The sequence below is a fragment of the Neochlamydia sp. AcF65 genome (assembly GCF_018342435.1).
Taxonomy (GTDB): Bacteria; Chlamydiota; Chlamydiia; order Chlamydiales; family Parachlamydiaceae; genus Neochlamydia.
In genome coordinates this window covers 87,191-110,337 of sequence record NZ_JAEMUE010000063.1, presented here as the reverse complement: position 1 = coordinate 110,337, position 23,147 = coordinate 87,191, and the positions used below count along the sequence as shown (strand labels likewise).

The following is a 23,147-nucleotide window of genomic DNA, read 5'->3' as shown; positions in this document are numbered from 1 at the left end:
TGTAACGGGGTCTACTTAAAGTAATCTATTGTTTGTACAACTGGACAAAGCTATGTCACTTATGTTAAATTGTCATCTATTATTTAAAAAAAAGCAGAGTTTAAGGAATTTTTATGGCACAAATTAGTACAAATGAGTTCAAAGCTGGAATAAAAGTGGAAGTGGATGGACAACCTTATACAATTGTAAGCAATGAATTTGTTAAGCCTGGCAAAGGACAAGCTTTTAATCGTGTGAAATTAAAGCATCTTACTACAGGACGTACGATTGAACAGACTTTTAAATCAGGAGATAAAGCAGAGGTTGCCGATGTAGTCGAAGCCGAAATGCGCATGCTTTACAAAGAGGCTGATGGGGTCGTCTTTATGGATGATAAAACATTTGATCAGGTTAAAATTCCTTTTGCAAGCATAGGCGATAATGCTCAGTGGTTAATGGAAGATCATTTGTATTTTATAGTATTTTACAAAGGGCAGCCCGTTACTCTAGAACCTCCTACTTTCATCGACATGATTATTACCGAAACTTCTCCAGGAGCGCGAGGAAATACAGCTTCTGGCCGCGTGCTGAAGCCTGCTGTCGTAGAAAGTGGCGCTAAAATTCAGGTTCCCATCTTTGTGGAACAGGGTGAGAAAGTTAAAGTCGATACACGCACTGGCGAATATGTTTCTCGCGTTTCATAGATGGCTGCCCATTTAAATAGAGGCAAGATCCTTAAGGATCGGGCCTTCATGCTAGCCCAAGCACGAGAGTTTTTTGCCAAGCGTCAAATCCTAGAAGTGGATTGTCCTATTCTTACTCAAGGGGCTTCTATTGATGCTAATATCGATTTAATTCCTGCTCGCTATGCAAACCTTGAAATACGTTATATGCATTCTTCCCCAGAATATGGGATGAAAAGGCTGCTAGCAGAAGGAATAAGTGATATTTATCAGTTATCCCATGTTTTTCGCGACGCTGAATTTAGTTATAAGCATAACCCTGAATTCATGATGGCGGAGTGGTATCGTTTAGCTGTCTCTTATGAATTTATGATTGCAGAAGCTTTAGATTTCGTTCGCCTGTTCTTGGGTCCCTTACCTGCTTACACTCTAAGCTATCGTGAAGCGCTTCAAGAATATGCTGATTTAGATTATGTGAAGGCCTCTATTCCTGATTTGATAGAATATTTGCAGAATAGAGGTATTCAACCTTACGCTCATATTGAAAAAGAAGGAAAAGATGCTCTTCTAAATCTTATCTTAGCGATGGTGGTTGAGCCGCATTTAGGAAAAGATAAGCTTTGTGTTTTGACTGACTATCCTGCCACCCAAGCGGCTCTCGCTCAGACAAAATGGCAAAATGACGAGCAGGTCGCAGAACGGTTTGAGATTTATTACGCCGGTTTAGAACTTGCTAACGGCTATCATGAGCTGGGAGATGCGGGTGAACAGCGCAAGCGTTTGATGGAAGCAAATCAAATACGGGATAGTTTAGGCAAAAACCAGCTTCCCATCGATGAAGCCTTTTTGGAAGCCTTAAAAAAAGGTTTTCCTGATGCCTGCGGCGTTGCAGTAGGTTTTGATCGCTTGATGATGTTACGTCATCAGGCTTCTACGATTGCCGAGGTCATTCCTTTTGCTTGGACTACAGCTTAAGAAATTGCCGCTAGGCTTATTGTTTGGCCATTGATAGGTAGACCTTATGATGTTTTATATGGCTTAAATTTCTTTAAGGCTGTCACAGGAGAACATGATGGATAAAAATAACGATAATACCCAAACTTCTAAATCCTTACCTTGGTATAAAGAAGGCCTACGTTTTCAATGTACTGAATGTGGAAAATGTTGTACAGGCTCGCCAGGCTACGTATGGATAACAGAACTAGAGATGCAGGCAGTTGCTAAGCTATTAAAGATATCTTTAGAGCTGTTTAAGAAAAAATATACCCGCCAGCGCGAAAATCGATATTCCCTGATTGAAAAGAAAAATCTTAACAATGAATATGATTGTATTTTTTTAAAAGATAAAAAGTGTTCTATCTATCAAGAACGCCCCCGGCAATGCCGTACCTTTCCGTGGTGGAAAGAGAATCTTGCTTCGGAAGAAAGTTGGAAAGCAGCGGCACAATATTGCGAAGGCATCCATGAGGAAGCAGCCCTGGTTCCTTATGAAAAAATTGAACAACAACTTCACCTCAATCAAAATTCATTGATACAGAAAAGCTAAATGCTTTTATTTAAGCTTGCTGTTAGGTAAGCTTAAACAGACCCACCTTTACCATTGGCTGATCGACGCTCATTCATTAAATTTTTTACCTTAGGATAGAAGTGTCATCCGTCATAGCTGATGGCTTAAGGTCGGCAGTTTTTGCGATCTTTTTCTATAGCCCCCATCTCCATCGCCCCTAGATGTCCAATGGAAAATGTGGTATGTTCTATAAAAAAGCACCTTATAGCCTTTTCTAATGGCTTTTTATAGTACTAGCTTGCCTGAGCAAGCCGCTAAGTTGTTTTTAAATCTAGCTTTCCTAATTTTGCTTTTTCCATGTATATGAATAGCTCTAAAAATTAAATAAAAATAGGCATAAAGCTTAGAAGGAGACCATGTTATGAATCCTTGCTCTTCTCTTACCATTGAACATCTACCTAATGAAATACTGACTCCTATTTTAAAGGCATGCGCTGCACCTTCTTTATATAGCGTCTGTACAAAATGGCGACATTTGCTGGCTACAGAAGTCATGCCTACCCTTTATAAGCAAATAGGTCAGATGCATGTTCCCCATGGTGATGTTCACAAGCAGGCTCTTATTATAGATAGGATTTATAAATTAGAAGCTGAACTTCCTGAAGTTACAAAAGTCAACCTGATCTTTAAGCAAATTTTTGCTTTAGCTAGCTCTCTTTCACCCTCAGAATTAGAATTTAAATGGATAACCGAGGAAAAAAGATATTTTACTCTGGCTAATTGCTCTTCTTATCTGATAAGCATTAACCGCCTTTTAATGTGGAAAAAAATCCCTGGTGGAAGGAAGTACTTAGAGCAAGAGAAAAGCAAGTATTTGCCTTTAACAAAAAAAGGAGCGCTTTTCAGAGAGTGGATTGAAAATCATGGCAAAGATATTAAAAGCTTAGATTTAACTAAATCTGGCTTGACCTTTCTACCCCTAGAGATAGGATATTTATCGCAGCTGAAAAAGCTTAATTTAAACAATAACCAGCTTACCAATCTTCCGGTAGAAATAGGGCATCTATTTCAGCTAGAAGAGCTTTACTTAGATAATAACTAACTGACCATTCTTCCGGTAGAGATAGGACAGCTTCCTCGGCTGCAATGGCTTCACTTAAAAAGCAACCAGCTTACCATTCTTCCGGTAGAGATAGGACAGCTTCCTCGGCTGCAATGGCTTCACTTAAAAAGCAACCAGCTTACCACTCTTCCGATAGAGATAGGGCATCTTCCTCAGCTGCAATGGCTTTACTTAGGTAACAACCGGCTTACCGCTCTTCCCGCAGAAATAGGGCAGCTATCGCAGGATTTAGCTCTTCAACTCGCTGGAAATCGGTTGGAAAGTATTCCTGAGGAAATAAAACAACGTTTTAGGCTATAACTGGAAAAGTTTGTATCTTTACCATTTCTAGAGAAATAAATTGATAAGCTTAGAAGTTGTTGAGGATATAAATAATCTTCCTATAGCATCCGAAGCGTAGAAGGCTCACTCTGCTAAAAGATAGGAAGAATTTCTAATAGCTTTTTATATTGCTAACTTGCCTAAGTATGCTGCTAAGCTGTCTTTAAATCTAGCTTGCCTATTTTGCTTTTTCCCTATATGAATACTTCTAAAAATAAATGAAAGTAGGCATAAAGCTTAAAAAGAGGCTTTAACATGAATCCTCTCTCTTTTATCACCTTTGAGCATCTAACTAAGGGCATTTAAAGTCTTTCTACGGGAGCAATAGGGCGCACGATGAAGATTTTGCAGGAAGGCAAAGACTATGGATTTTTTGGTCTATTCATTAAAATTAAAGGTATCAGCAAAATGATTATGCTAACACCTTTTTATTCTTATTCTTTTCATTCTACTCATATAAATTAACTTTGCAAAAAAGCTGCTAGCAAGCGACACATTTCTAGATGATCCTGAGTAGCAATAAGCTCACGAGCAGAGTGCATACTTAGCTGGGGCGAGCCTATATCAACTGTTGTAATGCCTGTTTGAGAAGCTTGAAGGGGGCCAATGGTAGAACCGCAAGGGATATCATTGCGACATGAAAAGAATTGATAAGGAATAACATGCTTTTCGCATAAATGGACGATACCAGCTGAAGATTGAGCGTCACTGGCATACCGTTGATTTGCATTGTATTTAATTACAGGGCCTTTATTCATTGAAGGAGCATGGCGCGGATCGTGCTTTTCCATATAATTGGGATGCAAGGCATGCGCTAAATCTACAGATAAACATAAAGATTGGGGCAAAAGACTCAAAAATTGTTCTCTAGAAAGTTTTAAAGCTATGGCTATACGTTCTAAAATCTGTAGAAGAAAAGGGGAGTCAGCTCCCTGGGCTGTTTGCGAGCCTATTTCTTCATTGTTCCAAAAGACAGCTAAGTTCAAAATGTGTTTTTGAGGATGACTAGTTTTAAGGGCTGTCATGCCTGCATGCACGCTAGCCAGGCTATCTAGACGATAGCCGCTAAGCATTGTAGAGCCTATAAGCTTGGCTCTCTCTAAAGGATATAAGAATAAATCATGGCTTAAGATGTATTCGAAAGGGTCTTTTATGTTATCTTCCAATATTTTCAAAAGGTATGATTGCTGGGAATCTGCATCTAAAGCGGCCAAGGCTGAAAAATGCTCTTGTTTGTTAAAATAGGGGCCTCTTTCATTAGCTTCACGGTCAAGGTGGATGGCAAGCTGAGGAATGATTAATGGATGACTATTAATATTGACTAACGCTTGTTTAATTTCATGGTTAGAGCCAGCTAAAAAGACCCTTCCCGCTAGGCCTAAGTCTCGGTTAAACCAGGAGGTGAGAAGAGGCGCTCCATAAATTTCGGTAGCAAGCATAGTCATATTATCGCGGCGAAATTCAGGGTTAGGCTTTAATTTGAAGCCAGGGCTGTCTGTATGTGAGGCAATCAGGTGGGCTTTTTTGAACGATTCATGAGGAGTGATAAAAGCACAAATAGAAGACCCATTACGTTTAAGAAAATAACCTTTGCCTTTTTCTAGTTCCCACTCTTGGGCTTCTTCCAGTTCATTAAATCCTTCAGCAAGAAGAGATCTGCCTATATAATCTACTGCATGCCAAGCTGTGGGAGCTTGATCGAGTAAAAGCATTAAATCGTCAATAAGCGAGTTAGACATGATGAGAGTCCGTTTTTTATATAAGTTAGGGGAAATTGGCTTTTTAGAAAATTTATTTTCTATGGTCTATCAGCGAGAGTAAAAGATAAGCAATAAACATAAAAGTTTTAATTTATATCTCTCTAATCTTTTTTATTATTTACTTAACTTTTTCATTGCTGGTCATACTCTATATAGCCTCATTCAAGGAGGTTAAGGCAAAGCTACCCCACAAATTTCCTCAGCCTCGGCTGAAAGGTATAAACCTTAAAAGTTTACCTGCGGATAAAAAAAATATGAGAAGCTTGGGCTTTTAATTTTTATCCTCATGGGGAACCAGCTTGTCTACTCCTAGGTAGCTCTGCAATACTTTGGGGATATTAACAGATCCATCCGCATTTTGATTGTTTTCGAGCAAAGAAACCATTAGACGCGAGGTAGCTAAGCCGGAACCGTTGAGTGTATGAACAAATTCAGGTTTTCCTGCCTTTGCTGAACGAAAGCGGATATTGGAACGTCTAGCTTGAAAATCTGTGCAATTGGATACAGAAGAGACTTCATAGTACCGGTTCTGGCCTGGCAGCCAAGCTTCAATGTCTACAGTACGAGCCGAAGCGTAGGACATATCTCCAGTTACTAGCAAGGCCATGCGATAGTGAAGTTCTAGTCCTTGCAAAATTTCCTCTGCGTTATTTAACATTTCTTCAAATAGAAGAGGACTTTGCTCAGGGGAGCAAAAGCAAAACATTTCTACTTTATTAAATTGATGGACGCGAATTAAACCTCTTTCGTTAGAGCCTGCTGCGCCGGCCTCTCGGCGAAAGCAGGGAGTGTAAGCAGTATATTTCAAAGGAAGTTCCTCTGAATTTAGAATTTCTTGAGCATGGAGGCCATTTAAAGGAACTTCTGCAGTAGGTATCAAATAAAGGTGGTAATCCTCATCATGGATTTTAAATTGTTGATTTTCAAACTTAGGCAGCTGCCCGGATCCATACTCAATTTCTTTTCTTACCAAAAGAGGTGGTATCCATTGCTCAAAACCATTTTTAATTTGAACACTAAGCATATATTGAATGAGTGCCCACTCTAAGCGAGCACCTAGACCTCGATAGACAGGCCATCCGGATCCGGAAATTTTGGCGCCGCGTTCGAAATCAAATAGTTTTAATTTTTCGTTTAGTTCGACATGATTTTTGAAAGCAAAATCAAAATTTCTTTTGTTTCCTACCTCTTTAAAGATGACATTATCCTTAGGATCGGAAGAAACCTTAATATCTTCCATAGGAAGGTTAGGAAGCTTAGAAATTTCATAATTAAAAGAGTATTCTACCTGCTGACATTGATGCTCAAGCGAATGGATCTCATCCGCCATGGAAGCCACTTCTTTAACCATTTCGCTAGCATCTTGGTTGAAGCGCCGCATTTCTCCAATTTTTTGAGAGAATTCATTGCGGGTAGCTTTTAAAGTCTCTAATTGGGTTTTTAAAGTACGCAATTGCGTATCTAAATCCATCACCACCGTTAAATTGATGCTAGGATCTTTTGTTTTTAGTTTAGCCTCTATTCCTTTAGCATCTTTGCGCAGGAGCTTAATGTCTAGCATAAGGGATAACATCCTCGATTATTTTTTTTCGTTTATTATAAAATGTAAAACCTTTAAAAGGCAAGGAGAGGAGAGAAGAGGCAAGCTAGGTCTGCTTTAGCTAGGATAGCAGCCGTAGGTCTTAAACTTAAGCTTTTTTAATTTTATTTTCTACTCTTCCATTTGCTCAGTTTTTTCTTGAGTCTCTTTGACAGATCTCCTATATTCGTTTTTTTGTGTAAACCTTCTACCATCAAAGCTATGAAGATCAACAATTTAATGTTTACCTTAGGATGTCTAGGCTTTTTATTAGGTCTTCCCTTCCTGCAAGCAGTGGAAAATAAGGGCTACACCTTGATTGAAGATAAAGCTTCATTGAGAGTCAAAACTCCTACCTTTTCTCAAACGCAAGTACTTAAAATCAAGCTTAATAATGGTCTGCAAGCCGTTTTGATTTCTGATCCTCAAGCTGATCAGTCATCTGCAACTATGGTTGTAGAAGCAGGTAGCTGGCAAGATCCCGAGCAATATCCTGGTCTTGCTCATTTTGTAGAACATATGCTTTTCCTAGGGACAAAAAAGTATCCTAACGAATCAGAATTTCAGCATTTTATCACAGAGCATGGCGGATTTTCTAATGCTTTTACTGCTAATGATCACACTGCTTATATGTTTTCCATCGATAATGAAGCTTTTCCTCAAGCGCTTGATCGTTTTGCCAGTTTTTTTAAAGAGCCTTTATTTAATGTGTCGGGGATTTCGCGAGAATTGAAGGCTATTGATCAGGAATATGCTAAAAACTATGAAAACGATGATGTGCGCGAAGTTATGGTCATGAAGCATATACAGAATCCTCAACATCCTAATTACCACTTTAACATAGGAAATTCTGCAACTTTAAAATCCGCTTCTCAGGAGATTTTAAAAGCATGGTATAATGAGCATTATAGCTCTAATATTATGCGCTTATTGCTTGTATCTAACTTACCCTTAGAAGAAATGAGACGGTTAACGGTTGAGGAATTTGGTGATATCTCTGATAAACACAAGGCTTGTTATGTTCCTGCTATGGACCTAAACAATCCTGATATGCAAGCTAAACTTTTTTATATCAATCCTATCCAGAATATACGCAAATTAACGTTGGTATGGGATTTACCTCAAGAATTTGCCGAGATGAAAAACACTTACCCTGATCGTCTGGTTTGCCAGGTATTAGGACATGAAGGTAAGGAGAGCTTATTAGCGCAATTGAGACGGGAAAAATTAGCAGAAAATTTAGGATGCAGCACTTTTAATTTAGGGGAAAAAAATTTAGTTTTGTTTGTGCAAATGGATCTTACCGATAAAGGAGTTCAATCTGTTGATCAAGTAATCTTACGTTGTTTTCAAACTCTAGCGTTAATGAAAGAGAAGCCTTTTCCTCGCTATATCTTTGATGAGGTCAGGCAAATTAACTTACTCGACTATGAATATCAACAACGCGAAGATGTATTTACAACGGCTATGAAAAATGCCGACCTTTTAGTTAGAGAAAATATAGCCACTTATCCAGAGCAAACTAAAGTGATTCAAAAATTTAGCCAGGCAGATGTTCAGAAGCTCTTGGACTATTTGACTCCCTCCAACTGCCGTTTTTTGATTCAAGCACCCCCTTCCCTGACAGGAGTAGAACCTACCCATCAAGAAGAGTGGCTACAAGTTGCTTATGCAATGCAAACCGTAGATCCCTTTAAAATGCAAGAATGGGCATCTGCTACCCCTATTGTCGAGATTGCTTTGCCTCCTCCTAATCCTTTTTTACCTCGATCTTTGGATTTGCTTCATGCCTTGCCTAGCAAAGCGACAAAACTTCCCCGCCTGCCTTGCCCGCAACTCATTGAAGACTCAGAACATGGTACGATTTACTATGCAAAAGATCAGCATTTCCTCATTCCTCAACTTTATTTAAATTTTAACATTAAAACTCCTGAAGTAGATATAGGGGATGCTGATAAAATTGTGCTGGCCGATATTTATGTCAAAGCGGTCGAAGAAAATCTTAGCAAATTTAGCTATTCGGCCACCACGGCAGGCTTAAATTTTAATGTAGCACGTAGCGATTATGGTCTGGCCTTTAAGATCAATGGTTATAACGACCATGCTTTTCTTTTATTTGAAGGAATTCTTAAACACTTAAAAGAGCTAAAGCTTTCAGAACAAGCATTTAAAATATTAAAACAGTCAGTGCTAAGGCGCTATCAAAACTTTACAAAAAAAGCTCCTTTAAAAAGAGCTAAAGAGCTCTTTCAACAAACGATCTATAAAAGATATGCTACAGAACAGCAGAAAATAAATGCTATACGTAAGCTCTCCTTTGCTAAGTTTCAGGAAGATATTCAGTCGCTATTTAGGCAGTCTTTTGTTGAAGGATTGATTTACGGAAATGTCACCGAAAATCAGGCTAAAGAATATGCAGATAAGTTAATCAAAATTTTAGATAGCGCGCCTTATCCCAAGCCAATGCACAAACATGCTGAAATAATTGATTTATCTTCAACGGAAGGCCCTTTTCTTTTGGAAATAAAAATTCCCGTCCAAGGTAGTGCTGCCTTATTAGCTATCCAAAATCCTAGCTTTACATTTAAAGAACGTGCTGCCCAGCAGATATTGATGAAAGCAATGAAGGAGCCCTTTTTTGCTGAGCTACGCACGCGGCAGCAGACAGGTTATCTTGTCTCCAGTGCAGCCGAAGAGATTGAGCGTAAGCTGTTTCTAGCATTTGCTGTACAATCTAACACTCATGCTCCTCGCGATCTTTTAGCGCGCTTTGAACTGTTTATTGAAAGTTTTATACAAGGATTGGATAAAAATTATTTAACTCCCAAGAATTTTGATATCATTAAAAATTCGCTTTTAGAAGAGCTTGAGAAACCTCCCCATAATATGGAATCCATGGGGGCTCTTTTACATAGCTTAGCCTTCAAATATGAGGGGCGTTTTGATTGGATAGATAAACGCATTCAAGCGCTTAAAGCACTCACATATGATGAGCTGCTAAGCTTTGCGCATGCGTGTATAGGCAAAGGCAATAAACGCCGTCTAGGTTTGCTTATAAAGGGGCCTATGGATAAAGCCAAAGGGCTGTATTACACTTTAATAAATACACCTGATCAATTTAAGCAAAGAAGTACATTTTCCTCTAGCGGGGGAAATGAGGAAAAGGAACGTAAGCTTGAATAAATTATACGCTTTCGAGCAGCTCTTTATGTAATCATATACTTAGTAAAAAGCTTGTTTTTACTGATAGAGTCAGCCTGGGAAAAGGTTGATTTCTTTTTTGATGATGCAGACGTAGTTTCTTTAAAAGGTATTAAAAGTGTTTTAAATCTTTAGAGATGATAGAAGGACACTGCTAGAGTTATAAAGGGAAATCAATCAGATGTTTGCTATGAGCTTGTTCGTGAAGGGTGGGGAGGGGCATAGCTTCTGGCAAGATAATACTGTTGCATAACAAGTTCCCAGATGTATTGAGCACGAGCTATACGCCTAGCTTTTTTATCTAAATGTTGACTCCCAGGAAAATTAATCATATCTATTTCCTGTCCAAAAGATAAGTGTACTGGAGCGCATTTTGCTTGGCGTCTTTCTCCTAGTTCTTTTTCGACACTCTGAGGAGGAGGTAATAAATCGTATGTGGACAAGCTTAAAGGATAAAAATGGGTTTTTTTTCCCGAATGCTGAGCCATTAGCCAAAACATCTCAATACTAGGAGCATCAAAAGGAGCTATTTCTACTTGACCGGTATTTATATTGGCACGGTCCCTGCCACCACTGGGGGCAACATAAATACATTTGCCTCCTTCAGCAAGCAGTTGGCTCATTTGATGCATGACACGCTGATTATAAAGAAGCTTTGCTTGTTTCTTTTCAGGAGGATTCTCAATATGCTTTTTAGAGAAAATACATAATAAGTTACATCCTTTACTAAGAGGAATGGCTAAGGGATCTGTAATGACTCGATGTCCCGCTACAAAAATCATTTCCTCTGCCAAACGAGTATGGTCTTTTTCTAACATTAGGCAAATAACTTGAGGATCAGGTTCAATTTGGTGATTAGCTAATAATATAACATTTTCTTGATTAGCTAGATGCGTTTCAATTTCTTCAATATGTTGAGCGTGGTGAATTTTAGAATGAGCAAACACAATAAGAGGGCGCATCATTTCTAATCCCAGACGATAGTAGTCATAGGGAGCGCGAATAGCACGATGATAAGGCTCAAATGAATAGGGTTGTTGGTTTTCTTGAATGACAAATTGTAGATATTGAGTGATAATGGGTTCATAAGCTGACATAGGCTTATTATTTTCAGTGACAGCTTGGGCAAAACTTAGATAAAAGCCTTCAAGAATTTCATATTGCTTGGAATCAAGGGCTTCCTCGCTTTTTAGGCTTTTCAACAGTTTCATGTAGCCCATACCAAACCTCAGACATCTATTTTTTTATTATTGATCGTGGATAGGAAATGATAATCGTTAATGTGCATATTGTCATCAGTAGCAATTTGAAGGTGGGCGTTTAATTCTTCGGCCAGCTTAAATAAATACTGTTGGTCAATAACTTTTAGATATTTCTCTAGTTCAGGATGAATGATAAGTTTTAAAGCAAACTGCTGGTGGCATCCAATTACTTTTTTAAGGGCTCTCTCAATCTCGATAGAGATGCTTTCGTGCGTTTTAACAAGGCCACTGCCTCCGCAATAAGGACAGCTGCAGAAAATAGTCTGGTGTAAAGAACCTCGATTACGTTGGCGTGTCATCTCAACTAAACCAAATTCGCTCATTCCTAAAATTGTGCATTTTGCCGAATCCTCTTTCATAAATTCTTTGAGACGTTCTAAAACTCGGCGTTGATTTTTACGTAAACGCATATCGATAAAATCGCAAATGACTAATCCTCCCACGTTACGCAAGCGTAATTGACGCGCAATTTCTTCCGTAGCTTCTAAGTTGATCCTTACTAATGATTCTTCTACGTCTGTCTTGTTACTAGAGCTTCTGCCGGAATTGACATCGATCGTATGCATGGCCTCGGTACGATCGAAATAGAGATAACCTCCGCTAGGTAACCAAATTTTACGGCGTAAAGTCTTCTCTATTTCTCTCTCTACATTAAAGCGTTCAAACATCGGAATTTTATCCCGATAATATTCGATGCATAAGGCATGTTCATTGGCGTAGCGGCTATATAAGCGCTTGCATGTTTGATAAACGTTATAATCATCTATCAATATTCTTTCATACCGTTTATCGACCGCATGGATCACTGCACGCTTGATAATATCGGATTCAGCAAATAAAAGCGTGGGCTCATTGGATTTTTTAAAGTTCTCCATGATACTATTCCAGGTGTTGAGTAAATCATTAGCTTCTTCAATCAACATCTCAGGAGTGGCAATCGCACTAGCCGTGCGACAAATTAAGCCCATATCTTTGGGCATTTCAAAAGCACGAATTAACTTTTTTAATCTTTCACGTACATTGCGATCTTCAATTTTACGAGAAACACCCCGGTGAATAGAATTGGGAAGCAGGACTAGATAGCGCCCCGCGATGGAAATGTTAGAGGTTAAACGGGCACCTTTTGAGCCAATAGGCTCTTTGACCACTTGCACTAAAACATTCTGGTCAATTTTCATGACCTGTTCAATATCTAAATTTTGCTGCTGCTTATCATCTAGGGTTTTGATGTCATAATCTAAATCAAAATCCATCTCATAAACTTGCTCGAATTTTTTAGTGTTTTCAAGGATGTCAGAGATATGAATAAAACCGTTTTCCCCTTCATTAATATCAATAAAAGCAGATTGAATGTTATGAAGAATATTAGTAACTTGGCCCCGGTAGATGTTGCCTGTTAACTGTCTTTCTTTTTTTCTTTCTACGATCAAGTCATGTAGCTGGCCGTGGCGCAGATGAGCATAGCGGATTTCTTTTGATTCAATATTTAAAAGGATTTCGTCCATTGTAATTACCTATTTTGGACGAAAAGTGTTTGAGCTAAGACGTGGAATGTCTAGAGATCAATAGGCTAAGATCATTTTCTTAAGCGTCTTTCATGATTATAGATGAAAAACATGCTAGCTTTGCAAAACTGTAGGGGCATCCTTGTCTGGCCATAAGCTTACCAAAGTGATCTACCAAAGACATTAAATGCCTGGATATGTGTTGAACTTTTATGGTATTAACATCCTAGCATTTAGGCTATTGAAAAAGCCCTTACACTTTTCGTAATTTAAAGGGCTATCATAGCCGATAAAGCTGTTATTAGCTAGAAAAAAGAGCGAGATAGATCATTCTAACAAGCTTCTTTGGGAAATGGATAATAAGAAATTAATTCTGCAGCTTTTTAAAAAAAATAATTAATTCAATCTTAAGAGTAATTTTTAGGCTAATATAAACAGAATCGGGTGGAATTGACAGGCTTTAGCGAGTCTAGGGGAGCTGGGCTTGCTTTTTTACTGGATAAAAATCAACTCTTTGAGTAGAATTTTAAGAATGAACGAAGCATTTAAAATATATATTGAACAACTTAGAGATGGTCATGCAGAAGCTATTGTTGAAAAGCTTAGTCCTGAGTTTTTAGATATTCATGAAAAAGAGTTAAGCTTTGTTGACCCAGTGATCGTAGAAGGGGAAGCCTATTTAGCAGAAAACGATTTGGTCTTGCACTTTGACATTCAAACGTTTGCTACTCTCCCGTGTGTAATCTGCAATGAAGCGGTAAAAACACCGATAAGATTAGAAAATTTTTATCATACCGTGCCGGCAGAAGAAATAAAATCGGGAATTTACAACTTTCAGGAGATGCTAAGAGAAAATATTTTGTTGACCGCTCCTTTTTTTGCAGAATGCAATAACGGCCAATGTCCTCAGAGGGGCGAGCTTAATAAATTTTTTCGAAGTAGCGATTCTTCCGACGGTAATTCAGAGGATGAAGGGTACCATCCCTTTGCCCACTTATAAACTTTATAATTTGATGAGGAGTTAACACCCCATGGCAGTACCACGTAACCGTCATTCTAATGCCCGCAAAAATTCTAAGCGCGCGCACCATGCAAAAAAGCCTAAACAATTAGCTAATTGTTCTAACTGCCAGTCTCCTAAGCTGCCGCATGTAGTTTGTCCTTCTTGTGGACAATATAATGGGCGTGTTGTTATGGCTCGAAAAGCTTAGTTTAAAGGAGAACTTGAATATTGCGCATCGGGATTGACTTAATGGGGAGCGATAGCTCGCCAACGATAATTTTTGATGCTCTTATTCAAGCGCTTAATCAATTAAATCCCTCTCTTAGGCTTATAGCTTTAGCTACTCAATCCGTTATCGACGAACATATGGCTAAAGCAAAAGCAAGTCTGCCTGCAGAAAAGTTTAATCGCTTAACTTTTTTACCTGTGGCCAATTTTGTAGAAATGGGGGAAGATCCTCTGGTTGCTCTACGCCAGAAAAAAAGATCATCGACTGCTGTAGGAATCAAGCTTCTTAAAAAAAAACAGATAGATGCCCTAGTTTCTGCCGGTAATACAGGCGCTTTAGTTGCTAGTGCTACTCTTTCTTTGCCCAAATTGCCTGGTATCACACGACCTGCCTTATTAGCAGTTTTGCCGACAAAAAATGGCTCTTTAGCTATTGTGGATGTAGGAGGCAATGTCTCTTGTAAAGCAGAGCATTTGGTAAAATATGCTTACATGGGGGCTGCCTATCAAAAATGCACGAGCGGTATAAAAACACCTAAAGTTGGGCTGCTGAATATTGGATCTGAATCTAAAAAAGGCACTTCTGTTGTTCGTAGAGCCTATCAGCTTTTAAAAGATGTTTGCCAGCGCTCTAGTGAGGGTGTTCCTTACATGGAGTTTCATGGCAATATAGAAGGGCGAGAAGTTTTCTATGGAAAGGTAGATGTATTAGTGACGGATGGATTTACAGGTAATATTCTTGTTAAAACCAGCGAAGGGCTAGCGGATTTTATTTTTGAATATTTAAGGGAGACTCAACATGGTTATCCTCTAAGCTCTTTACATGAGCCTTTAGAGTATTTACAAGCTCTTTTTTACTATGCCGAATACCAAGGAGCTCTTTTATGTGGTATAGAAGGCCTCGTCATCAAATGCCATGGACATTCTAATACTAAAGCTTTTTTTAATAGCATTAGAGGTGTAAGCCATATGATTGAAAATAATCTTTTAATGCAAATTAGGGATGCTTTAAATTAAGCATTTGCCTGGCCCGTTTAAAATAAGGCAACGCTTTCTTTTGATAAAGCTCTTAATGGTCATGAAATTAAGAGCTTAAAAAAAAGCTTGAAAAATCTTACCGCTCATGTCTTTAGCTAAGCTTTATTCTTTTTAACGTAGCCACTAAAGAGCGTGAATCACGCTTATTGCCACTCCCCAGATGCGTAATTCCGTATCCTCAGTGATTTCAATAGGGGCATAAGCTTTGTTTTCAGCCACTAGCGTGAGCCTATCCGCTACTCGACGTAGGCGCTTGACAGTTAACTCACCATTTAAAGAAGCGATAACAATTTTTCCTTCCGAGGGCTCTATGCTTCGATCAACGACTATAATATCATTATGATGAATCCCTGCATTGATCATCGAGTCTCCACACACCTTTAAAAGGAAAGTGACATCCGGCTCTTTAATCAAAAGTTCATTTAAATCAATTCTTTTTTCGATATCTCCTTCACCTAAGGAAGGAAATCCGGCGTTAATGCGAAACTGGTAAAGAGGCAGGCGATAAAATTTATTTTGTATAAATTTTAAAATATTTTGAATCTCACTTGCTGGCACTTGAATAGCTTTAGTCTCTTCCATAAATCTTCTACTCTTAAAAAAAATAACTATTTTAATGAATGGTTATGAATCATCCATTACCTTGTTGTCAATAGATTTTAGTTGCCTGGCACCCTAAGAATCAAAATGTTTCATCATCATTTATAGAGGCCTATTCCTAAACTGTAGATAAGCTGATTGATCGGTATCTATAAGAGCATTTTCGAGCATATGAGAATAATGGTCTAGATTAATGTGAGCAGGATAGGAGATAGGGGAGCCAATCGTCATATAAATTTTGGAAAAAGGTTGAGGAAGCATCATTTTATCCCAACTTTTTAATTGCCATAAGCGGTTAGCTGACCAGCTGAAAGGAAATACGGTAGCAGCTGTCTGTTTAGCTGCTAAAGCAAGACCGGGCTTGACTTGATAACGTGGCCCGCGAGGGCCATCCGGAGTAATTAAAACTATATCTGAACTATTTTTTAATCTGTTGATCATTTCCTTCAAAGCTGCATGCTTGGCATTGTGCTTAACACGGATAGTACGTCCATTTTTAAAACTATTCGCGAATAATGCTAAGGGTTCTCCGTCACGACTTTGGCTAATGAAGGCCGTATAATTAAATTGTGGAGTATAGGTTTGGAAAATAGTCGCTACCAACATCAAGCGATTATGCCAAAGCATAAGAATACAATTTCCCTGCTTAGCATGTTTACAAAATTCTTCCAGCCCTTCCAATTGAATGCGACAAGTCATCAGTAAGAGTTTTAAAAAAGTTTTGCCAGCATAAGCAAGTACACGAGGGACTAAATAATGAGAAAAATAACGTTTAATAGCTTTCATGATAATAAAGAATGGATGGCATGCGCGGCATTCTGGCTGGCAGGGGCTCCTTGGAAAAGCTCAATAATTTGCTGGCAGCCTTCTAGGCAACGCGCTCTTAAAGGGCCTGCATGAATGTTTTCTAGCTCTTTTGCGACCTTCTTAGGGGTAAAGCCTTCTGCTATAAGCTCGGGAAATAGACGTTGGCCACTGAGTATATTAACAATGCAGTAGTAAGGTAAATTCAATTTAATTATAAATTTAGCAATTAGCCAATTAAGATTAGAAAGCTGATAAACAACCACTGTAGGACAGCAATGCAGTGCTAATTCAAGGGTAACTGTCCCAGATTTGGCTATGGCACTATGACTATTACGCATCAAATCGTAAGTGTGGGCTTTGTCCACAATAAAGGTATGAAGCAAGCGATGCTTCTTGAGGGTTTTTTCAATAAGCGGCTTAAGGGATGCGTTAGAACAAGAGATGCCAAAAGTTGTGGAAGGATTTTCTTGTTGAAAAAGGAGAGCCGCATCTAATTGTTTGGAAAGATTACTTTTGATTTCAGCTTCCCGGCTGCCAGGAAAGATGGAAATCAACAAATGCTCGGATGAACAAAATTGACTTTTCCAAGAAGGGGCGTAAAGGTATTGGGAAATATACTCTTGGAGGGGATTGCCCACATACTGGACTTTAAGAGAGGTAGGCTTAAAGCTTATGTTTTCAAAAGGATAAATGGTTAATAGCATATCTAATGTCTTAGCCATATGTTGGATACGCTTTTTGCCCCAAGCCCATACAGAAGGGCAGATGTAATGGACGAGCTTACCTTTATATCCTGCTTTTCTCAGAGCCTTAGCCATACGTAAATTAAAGCCTGGATAATCGATGAAAATTACTAATTCAGGATGAGTGTTTAACACATAGTCGCGTATATAATAAAATTGTTTATAAAGGCTAGGCAAAGCTTTAATGACATCCGAGAAGCCCATGACAGCAAATTTTTCCATAGGCATAACGTTGACAATCCCTTCTTCTCGCAAAGCAGGGCCAGCCACCCCACTGAACCAACAGCTAGGGTATAGCTCCTTAAAAACTTTCACTAAGTGAGCACCATGTAAATCTCCACTAGGCTCTCCAGCAAAAATAAAGAGATGTGGCTTGAGATTGTCGTTACTTTTCATTAAGCCCCCACACGTTTCTCGTTCCTAGGATTCTTAGAGAGAAGCATGAGATTGCGAATATAAGGGACAATGCCTAGTGTAGGGCCTATCATATTAACCGGGTCATAGATCCGAATAAAATAAACGATTGAAAAAAAAGCTCCTAAGAGGCTAATCCACCAAAATGGAGCGCTGAGTTGACTTGTATGAGTCTTTTCAAGTTGCCACCATTGTATCCAAAAACGACAATTGAATAGAAGGAGGCCTATAAAACCAACAATATGCCAAGAAGGATGGATGAGCAAGCTATTAGAACTCCATGCATGACTAGGTAAACGTAACCAGGCCGAATTATTCTCAGCTAAGTAAAGTTGTTGAAAATAAAAAGCTAGCGTCGTTAGCACTAGAAGGCTTAGCATGATTTCTATAACCTTTGCTAGGGGTGGACGCTGAGAACTTTCTTTCATAAGATTAAGATTACGCCAGGAAATAACAGCATTTATGACTTGAACAATGCCGACATGAAATTGCATCTGGATAAAGGAATGAACAAGTAAAAGAAGGTTTCCCATTAGAGATAGCTTCCAAAAAAGAGGTGTAACTACACTTTTTCTGCAAATTTCGCTTCTAAGCCATTGAATGATAAAGCGTGCCCCAAAAGCTAAGGAGGCTATAAATCCTAGGGGATAAAAGATTTCACGCCACTGCTCGCTCATGGTAATTCTTTATTAATCTGATATTTTAGCTGACGTTTTTTCATCCAGCGTACAGCCGCAAGATCTGCAATCGTATTAAAAGATCGATTAAAAAAATTATATTTGGTTTTGCCTTTTATACGCTCGCGATGGTTAACAGCAACTTCTTGTACTACCAATCCTTCAATTTTAAAAAGGGCGGGAAGAAAACGGTGCATGCCATTGTACATTTTGATTTTATGCAAAGCAGAGGTGCGATAGATCTTCAAAGAACAACCTGTATCGCTTATGCCATCCTCGCAAATTGAACGCCGAATCAAGTTAGCTACTAGGGAGATAAGCTTTTTTGATAAAGGATCTTTACGATTGATACGTACTCCACATACCAAGTCACAATTGTTGATCGCTTCCACCAGTTTAGGAATATCTGCAGGATCATTTTGCCGATCTCCATCTAAGGTGATTACAAATTCTCCTTTGGCAGCTTTAAAACCTGCAGCAAAGGCGCTAGATTGTCCATAGTTTTCCTTAAAAACTAGCACCTTTAGATAATTTTTTTTATGCAATAAGTGAGTTAAAAGAGCAAGTGTTTGATCTGTAGAGCCATCATCTACACAAATAAGCTCCCAAGGTTTTTCTAAATCGAGCATGATGGGCTCAAGCTCTTCAATGAGCTCAACAATATTGTCCTCCTCATTTTTAAGAGGGATAACGACTGAGTATTGAATGGTCATGGATAGCTTAGGCTTTAAATGAATAAGGATGTATCATATCATCTTAAGATTTACCTAGACAAGAGGTTTTTTAATAGGGATCTAAAGTTAGGCAAACCTTGCATGATTAAGCAAAAGAGGAATAGAAAATGCTGGCCTTAAATTTGCCTTTCTCTTCATGCTTGGCAGCCTGTAAAAGAGTTTAAAATGCAGTTATAAAGTTAAAACTTTTGCTAAATTAATTTGTTTTTAATCCACTCAGCTCCCTCTTTAAAGGTAGCAGGTAAGGTTCCGTGGCCTTTGTAACCTATAGAAGAGGAAATGATTAGTTCTATAGCAGGAGAGCGGTGTCCTTGCTGGTAAGCGGCCTCGGCCAGCTGGTGGATAAAATCAAAGCAGGCATAGGTGCCAACTCTGTTGTCGCGATTGCCAATATAAAAGCGAAATTGTTTATTGACTAGCTGATCGATAAGGCTATGTAAATCCCACCTTTTTTCTAGGCTGTTTATTTTTTCTAAAGATGAAATTTTAGTCATAGGAGCAAAACCTAGGACATATTTGAGGCGCGGTTCCCGGGCAGCTAAATGGGTGGCTACAAACCCTCCACGCGAGAGCCCCCCTACAGCTATCTTCTCTTCATCTACAAAACCTTGTTGAATAAGATAATCTATATTTTTTATACAGCTTTGGAGGAAATGAGGAAAAGAATGCGAATGAGTGACCAATTGCTGTGTCCATAGGGCTAGCACCTGATTAGGATCATATCCTTCCCCATGAAAAGGAAGCGTAAACGAATAACAGCGTATAGGAAATTTTTCTAGAAAAAGTACAGGCTGATTGTAAGGCTCTTGATAAAGACTCTCTTTCGCTGAAAGAGCAAAATAAAAGAAAGCGGGTAAAGGACCGGCAGCAAGAGGTTCTCCTTGCATATAAATGGGCAAACTCGTAGGAGAAGCTATAACCTCTTGGCGCTTCATGCCTTCTATTCCTCATTTTCCCAAGCTTTGATATCTTTTTTTTGCGTTCGAGGAGGGCGCTCGTATCGCCTCTTTTTTGGGGGATGTGAATAACGATTAACCTGCGGAGGGCGGCTTGCATTTTTGTATTGGTCTCGCCAGTATATATACGCCTCTTGTAGGTGGGGTTGTATGCTAGCACGAATTTTTAGAAAAATAAGTGAAGCTTCAAATTCTTTATTGTGAACTAGTTTTGTGCGTAAATGTCGCTTGCCAGAAAAAGGTGTGAGACGGTATTGCGTGGATAGGATAAAATTCATTACGGCGCTATGACGGCGAGGAAAATGAGAAAACGAGGAAGTAACAAATCCCTTAATGAGAGAGGATGTAAGCATCATGATCTCGCCCATATGAGGGTGACGCCCTTTGTCAAGATAGTGGGTTTTAATTTCTTGTTCTAAGATGGGGAAAAGTATATTGCTGGTTAAAAGAGAGCGATCTAGAGTCTTTTTGCTGTAAAGATTGATTTGGTCAGCAGTTGTCAAATAGCGGTAAATCTCGTTTCCTTGATGACTTTGAATAAAATGAGCTAGGCAGGGAAAAATAAGTTCTAATAGGCCAGCTTGGGTCATCAGGTGAAAAAAGGGCGAGGAGTAACCTGATTCTAGCATGCGAAAGATCTCTTCCAAAATCCTGGCAGGTGAGCTTTTAATTAACTCCTTTTTGCATGCAAGTAGAGCAGTTTGTACTTCGGGAACGACGGTAAAGTTGTAGCGAGCTTGAAATTTCAATAAGCGGATCATGCGCACAGGGTCTTGCTTGAAACGGGTAGAAGGCTCTCCAATCGTCCTTAAAACTCTTTTATGAATATCTTCCCATCCACCCACATAATCAATCACGCTATGATTACTAGGATCATAAAACAAGCCGTTAATAGTAAAATCGCGGCGTAAGACATCTTCTTCGGGGGTGCCCCATACGTTATCTTGAATGATTAGATCACTATCATTTTCTCCTGAACGAAAAGTGGCTACCTCTAAGATTTTAGGTCCAAACCGTACATGCGCCAATCGAAAACGGCGGCCAATCAAAAGGCAGCTTCTGCCGAAAAGTTGTTTAATTTGTTCGGGCTTGGCCGAGGTAGAGATATCGAAATCTTTAGGGGTTTTCTTGATAAGAAGGTCACGGACACCCCCACCTACTAAATAAGCTTTAAAGCCAGCTTCTTTCAATCGGTTGATTACATAAAGGGCATCTTTATCAATCAAGTGATGCTCGATCTCATGGTCTGTCGCATGAAAAATTTTAGCTTGCAAAGACTTTAGCTCTCCTTAATCAACTGTTTGTAGATAATAGATTGTCGAGTTTGTTTCATTTGTCAAGCCCTTTTATGCAAGATCTTAAGTTGCTAAAAAGCTTTTGCAAAGAAAATCATTCCATCAATGATATGATATTTTAAGCAAGCCCTCAGCAAAAGTCAACTTCAAACCTTAGAGTTTAATAAAACTCTAAAATGAATCGAAACCCTTTACTGTTCATTTTCAAAATCAGTTTTTCTCTCTACCATGCTTTTTATTACAAAGAAAGTGTAGGATAAATGGAAAAATGTATATACTCACCTATCATTTTTCTTGATTGCCGTCTAGATTTTTGATTAATTTATAGTTTTAGGGAGAGGTTGATGACAAAGAAAAGGACGAAAGTCTTTGGAACAGACGGGGTGCGGGGACGTGCAAATTATACTCCTATGACAGTAGAGATTGCCTTAGCTTTGGGCCGAGCAGCAGGCAAGATTTTTCGACGTCACAATGGTAAACATAGGGTAGTTATTGGCAAAGATACGCGTCTATCTTGCTACATGTTTGAAAATGCTTTAATAGCTGGTTTGTGCTCCATGGGAGTAGATACATTGATGGTAGGGCCTCTCCCTACTCCAGGGGTAGCTTTTATTACAAGAGCTTACCGTGCAGATGCTGGCATTGTTATTTCAGCTTCTCATAATTCTTATTATGACAATGGAATTAAGTTTTTCTCTTCCGAAGGCTTTAAATTACCTGATGCTTGGGAAGCTGAAATGGAAGAATTGATTACTACGAATAGTTTTGAAGATAGCCTCCCTCTTGAGTTTGATATAGGAAAAAATAGCAAAATTAACGATGCAGATGGACGGTATATAGAATTTGTAAAAGCCACCTTTCCTCGTCGCTCATCTCTTAAAAATTTAAAAATTGCTTTAGATTGTGCGAATGGTGCAGGTTATAAAGTGGCACCTTTAGTATTTAGAGAGCTTGATGCCCAGGTATTTGTGTATGGTAATAGCCCGAATGGTCTAAATATTAATGATGGTTGTGGCTCTTTACATCCTGAAACTGTGCAAAAAGCTGTGATCGATCATCGGGCAGATGTAGGCATAGCCTTAGACGGGGATGCAGATCGCGTGATTATGGTGGATGAGAATGCGCAGATTGTAGATGGAGATACTATATTAGCAATTTGTGCACGGGACTTAAAAAAACAAGGGCTTCTCAAGAATAACAAAGTGATAGCGACTGTGATGTCAAATTTTGGCTTTATCAAGGCTATGAAAGCTGAACAAATAGAAGTGGTTTGCTCGCAGGTAGGAGATCGTTATGTCCTTCAAGATATGTTGAAGCATGAGGCTAATCTAGGTGGGGAGCAAAGTGGGCATATGATCTTCTTAGACCATAATACGACTGGTGATGGACTAGTTTGTGCCCTACAAGTTTTGCGTATCATGATAGAGACCGATTCTAAGCTGTCGGATTTAGCTTTAATTGTGCAACGTTATCCTCAATCTTGCATTAATGTAAGTATTCAGTCCAAACCTCCTTTAAATGATCTTAAAAATGTGCAAGAAACTATCGCTAATGTGGAAAAAATGCTGGGTGATGCAGGTCGCGTATTAGTACGCTATTCAGGCACAGAAAATATTTGCCGAGTAATGGTAGAAGGTCCTAAGTTAAAACAAGTGCAGCAAATGGCGCTTACGATCAGCAACAGCATTAAAGATGAAATAGGATTTTCTTAGCCGACTTCAAAGGAATGATT

Annotated in this window: 21 protein-coding genes; 10 read left to right on the top strand and 11 right to left on the bottom strand. The window is 38.9% G+C overall.

Annotation, left to right across the window (positions count from 1 at the left end):
• Window positions 1-113 precede the first annotated feature (113 nt).
• From efp to NEOC65_RS10050, 5 genes are all read left to right on the top strand, one after another.
• Window positions 114-683 carry an elongation factor P gene (efp, locus tag NEOC65_RS07910; protein ID WP_166154489.1) on the top strand — a complete coding sequence of 190 codons (570 nt, stop codon included), beginning with the start codon at window positions 114-116 and terminating at the stop codon, window positions 681-683.
• Window positions 684-1,637, top strand: coding sequence for an EF-P lysine aminoacylase EpmA (gene epmA, locus NEOC65_RS07905; RefSeq protein WP_213156196.1), 954 nt, complete (start codon window positions 684-686; stop codon window positions 1,635-1,637).
• Between the two features lie 94 nt (window positions 1,638-1,731).
• Window positions 1,732-2,208 (top strand): YkgJ family cysteine cluster protein, encoded by a 477-nt coding sequence (locus NEOC65_RS07900; protein WP_242678151.1) that lies wholly within the window; start codon window positions 1,732-1,734, stop codon window positions 2,206-2,208.
• A 382-nt stretch (window positions 2,209-2,590) separates the two neighbouring features.
• Complete coding sequence (locus tag NEOC65_RS07895) at window positions 2,591-3,271, top strand: hypothetical protein (RefSeq protein ID WP_213156195.1); 681 nt, start codon at window positions 2,591-2,593, stop codon at window positions 3,269-3,271.
• Complete coding sequence (locus NEOC65_RS10050; RefSeq protein ID WP_213156202.1) at window positions 3,272-3,592, top strand: leucine-rich repeat domain-containing protein; 321 nt, start codon at window positions 3,272-3,274, stop codon at window positions 3,590-3,592.
• 482 nt (window positions 3,593-4,074) lie between these two features.
• On the opposite strand, the gene NEOC65_RS07885 is transcribed toward NEOC65_RS10050, so the two are convergent.
• Together NEOC65_RS07885 and serS are read right to left on the bottom strand one after the other, a co-directional pair.
• Window positions 4,075-5,352 carry a M18 family aminopeptidase gene (locus tag NEOC65_RS07885; protein WP_166156879.1) on the bottom strand — a complete coding sequence of 426 codons (1,278 nt, stop codon included), beginning with the start codon at window positions 5,350-5,352 and terminating at the stop codon, window positions 4,075-4,077.
• Between the two features lie 292 nt (window positions 5,353-5,644).
• Window positions 5,645-6,934: a serine--tRNA ligase gene (gene serS / locus NEOC65_RS07880; protein ID WP_166156876.1), complete on the bottom strand. Its 1,290-nt coding sequence runs from the start codon at window positions 6,932-6,934 to the stop codon at window positions 5,645-5,647.
• Window positions 6,935-7,174: 240 nt separating this feature from the next.
• On the opposite strand from serS, the gene NEOC65_RS07875 reads away from it, so the two are divergent.
• Complete coding sequence (locus NEOC65_RS07875) at window positions 7,175-10,135, top strand: insulinase family protein (RefSeq protein WP_213156194.1); 2,961 nt, start codon at window positions 7,175-7,177, stop codon at window positions 10,133-10,135.
• Window positions 10,136-10,341: 206 nt separating this feature from the next.
• On the opposite strand, the gene NEOC65_RS07870 is transcribed toward NEOC65_RS07875, so the two are convergent.
• Both NEOC65_RS07870 and NEOC65_RS07865 read right to left on the bottom strand, forming a co-directional pair.
• The gene (locus NEOC65_RS07870) at window positions 10,342-11,364 is read right to left on the bottom strand and encodes a 1-acyl-sn-glycerol-3-phosphate acyltransferase (RefSeq protein WP_249270181.1); all 1,023 of its coding nucleotides are present in this window, start codon (window positions 11,362-11,364) and stop codon (window positions 10,342-10,344) included.
• Window positions 11,365-11,381: 17 nt separating this feature from the next.
• Window positions 11,382-12,920 carry an Rne/Rng family ribonuclease gene (locus NEOC65_RS07865; RefSeq protein ID WP_213152070.1) on the bottom strand — a complete coding sequence of 513 codons (1,539 nt, stop codon included), beginning with the start codon at window positions 12,918-12,920 and terminating at the stop codon, window positions 11,382-11,384.
• Window positions 12,921-13,452: 532 nt separating this feature from the next.
• Between NEOC65_RS07865 and NEOC65_RS07860 the strand changes: the two genes are divergently transcribed.
• From NEOC65_RS07860 to plsX, 3 genes are read left to right on the top strand one after another with little or no spacing between them, the layout of a single operon-like run.
• The gene (locus NEOC65_RS07860; RefSeq protein ID WP_213156193.1) at window positions 13,453-13,920 is read left to right on the top strand and encodes a YceD family protein; all 468 of its coding nucleotides are present in this window, start codon (window positions 13,453-13,455) and stop codon (window positions 13,918-13,920) included.
• A 31-nt stretch (window positions 13,921-13,951) separates the two neighbouring features.
• Window positions 13,952-14,131, top strand: a complete 180-nt coding sequence (gene rpmF, locus NEOC65_RS07855; protein ID WP_039386081.1) for a 50S ribosomal protein L32 — start codon at window positions 13,952-13,954, stop codon at window positions 14,129-14,131.
• A gap of 20 nt (window positions 14,132-14,151) precedes the next feature.
• A complete protein-coding gene (gene plsX, locus NEOC65_RS07850; RefSeq protein ID WP_283248279.1) occupies window positions 14,152-15,168 on the top strand; it encodes a phosphate acyltransferase PlsX in 1,017 nt (338 codons plus the stop codon).
• 144 nt (window positions 15,169-15,312) lie between these two features.
• Here plsX and NEOC65_RS07845 read toward each other — a convergent pair whose 3' ends face one another.
• The 7 genes from NEOC65_RS07845 to pcnB all read right to left on the bottom strand — a co-directional run bounded on the left by NEOC65_RS07845 (window position 15,313) and on the right by pcnB (window position 21,394).
• On the bottom strand, window positions 15,313-15,771 hold the full coding sequence (locus NEOC65_RS07845; protein WP_166156858.1) for a LexA family protein: 459 nt from the start codon (window positions 15,769-15,771) through the stop codon (window positions 15,313-15,315).
• A gap of 120 nt (window positions 15,772-15,891) precedes the next feature.
• Entirely contained in the window at window positions 15,892-16,575 is a 684-nt protein-coding gene (locus NEOC65_RS07840) for a lysophospholipid acyltransferase family protein (RefSeq protein WP_166156855.1), read from the bottom strand.
• Entirely contained in the window at window positions 16,572-17,735 is a 1,164-nt protein-coding gene (gene lpxB / locus NEOC65_RS07835; RefSeq protein WP_213156191.1) for a lipid-A-disaccharide synthase, read from the bottom strand. Before lpxB ends, NEOC65_RS07840 begins: the two co-directional genes overlap by 4 nt.
• Complete coding sequence (locus NEOC65_RS07830) at window positions 17,735-18,430, bottom strand: lipid-A-disaccharide synthase N-terminal domain-containing protein (protein WP_166156849.1); 696 nt, start codon at window positions 18,428-18,430, stop codon at window positions 17,735-17,737. The genes lpxB and NEOC65_RS07830 overlap by 1 nt, the downstream gene beginning before the upstream one ends.
• Window positions 18,427-19,143 (bottom strand): glycosyltransferase, encoded by a 717-nt coding sequence (locus NEOC65_RS07825; protein ID WP_166156846.1) that lies wholly within the window; start codon window positions 19,141-19,143, stop codon window positions 18,427-18,429. The genes NEOC65_RS07830 and NEOC65_RS07825 overlap by 4 nt, the downstream gene beginning before the upstream one ends.
• Window positions 19,144-19,355: 212 nt before the next feature.
• Window positions 19,356-20,099, bottom strand: a complete 744-nt coding sequence (locus tag NEOC65_RS07820) for a prolyl oligopeptidase family serine peptidase (RefSeq protein WP_213156190.1) — start codon at window positions 20,097-20,099, stop codon at window positions 19,356-19,358.
• A gap of 5 nt (window positions 20,100-20,104) precedes the next feature.
• The gene (pcnB, locus tag NEOC65_RS07815; RefSeq protein ID WP_166156840.1) at window positions 20,105-21,394 is read right to left on the bottom strand and encodes a polynucleotide adenylyltransferase PcnB; all 1,290 of its coding nucleotides are present in this window, start codon (window positions 21,392-21,394) and stop codon (window positions 20,105-20,107) included.
• A 365-nt stretch (window positions 21,395-21,759) separates the two neighbouring features.
• Between pcnB and glmM the strand changes: the two genes are divergently transcribed.
• The gene (gene glmM, locus NEOC65_RS07810) at window positions 21,760-23,127 is read left to right on the top strand and encodes a phosphoglucosamine mutase (RefSeq protein WP_166156836.1); all 1,368 of its coding nucleotides are present in this window, start codon (window positions 21,760-21,762) and stop codon (window positions 23,125-23,127) included.
• Window positions 23,128-23,147: the final 20 nt, after the last annotated feature.

What these genes read in the sequence shown, in the direction of transcription:
- efp (WP_166154489.1), top strand. Translation starts at nt 114, where the DNA reads ATGGCACAAATTAGTACAAATGAGTTCAAAGCTGGAATAAAAGTGGAA.
- epmA (WP_213156196.1), top strand. Translation starts at nt 684, where the DNA reads ATGGCTGCCCATTTAAATAGAGGCAAGATCCTTAAGGATCGGGCCTTC.
- NEOC65_RS07900 (WP_242678151.1), top strand. Translation starts at nt 1,732, where the DNA reads ATGATGGATAAAAATAACGATAATACCCAAACTTCTAAATCCTTACCT.
- NEOC65_RS07895 (WP_213156195.1), top strand. Translation starts at nt 2,591, where the DNA reads ATGAATCCTTGCTCTTCTCTTACCATTGAACATCTACCTAATGAAATA.
- NEOC65_RS07885 (WP_166156879.1), bottom strand. Translation starts at nt 5,352, where the DNA reads ATGTCTAACTCGCTTATTGACGATTTAATGCTTTTACTCGATCAAGCT.
- serS (WP_166156876.1), bottom strand. Translation starts at nt 6,934, where the DNA reads ATGCTAGACATTAAGCTCCTGCGCAAAGATGCTAAAGGAATAGAGGCT.
- NEOC65_RS07875 (WP_213156194.1), top strand. Translation starts at nt 7,175, where the DNA reads ATGAAGATCAACAATTTAATGTTTACCTTAGGATGTCTAGGCTTTTTA.
- NEOC65_RS07870 (WP_249270181.1), bottom strand. Translation starts at nt 11,364, where the DNA reads ATGAAACTGTTGAAAAGCCTAAAAAGCGAGGAAGCCCTTGATTCCAAG.
- NEOC65_RS07865 (WP_213152070.1), bottom strand. Translation starts at nt 12,920, where the DNA reads ATGGACGAAATCCTTTTAAATATTGAATCAAAAGAAATCCGCTATGCT.
- NEOC65_RS07860 (WP_213156193.1), top strand. Translation starts at nt 13,453, where the DNA reads ATGAACGAAGCATTTAAAATATATATTGAACAACTTAGAGATGGTCAT.
- rpmF (WP_039386081.1), top strand. Translation starts at nt 13,952, where the DNA reads ATGGCAGTACCACGTAACCGTCATTCTAATGCCCGCAAAAATTCTAAG.
- NEOC65_RS07845 (WP_166156858.1), bottom strand. Translation starts at nt 15,771, where the DNA reads ATGGAAGAGACTAAAGCTATTCAAGTGCCAGCAAGTGAGATTCAAAAT.
- NEOC65_RS07840 (WP_166156855.1), bottom strand. Translation starts at nt 16,575, where the DNA reads ATGAAAGCTATTAAACGTTATTTTTCTCATTATTTAGTCCCTCGTGTA.
- lpxB (WP_213156191.1), bottom strand. Translation starts at nt 17,735, where the DNA reads ATGAAAAGTAACGACAATCTCAAGCCACATCTCTTTATTTTTGCTGGA.
- NEOC65_RS07830 (WP_166156849.1), bottom strand. Translation starts at nt 18,430, where the DNA reads ATGAGCGAGCAGTGGCGTGAAATCTTTTATCCCCTAGGATTTATAGCC.
- NEOC65_RS07825 (WP_166156846.1), bottom strand. Translation starts at nt 19,143, where the DNA reads ATGACCATTCAATACTCAGTCGTTATCCCTCTTAAAAATGAGGAGGAC.
- NEOC65_RS07820 (WP_213156190.1), bottom strand. Translation starts at nt 20,099, where the DNA reads ATGAAGCGCCAAGAGGTTATAGCTTCTCCTACGAGTTTGCCCATTTAT.
- glmM (WP_166156836.1), top strand. Translation starts at nt 21,760, where the DNA reads ATGACAAAGAAAAGGACGAAAGTCTTTGGAACAGACGGGGTGCGGGGA.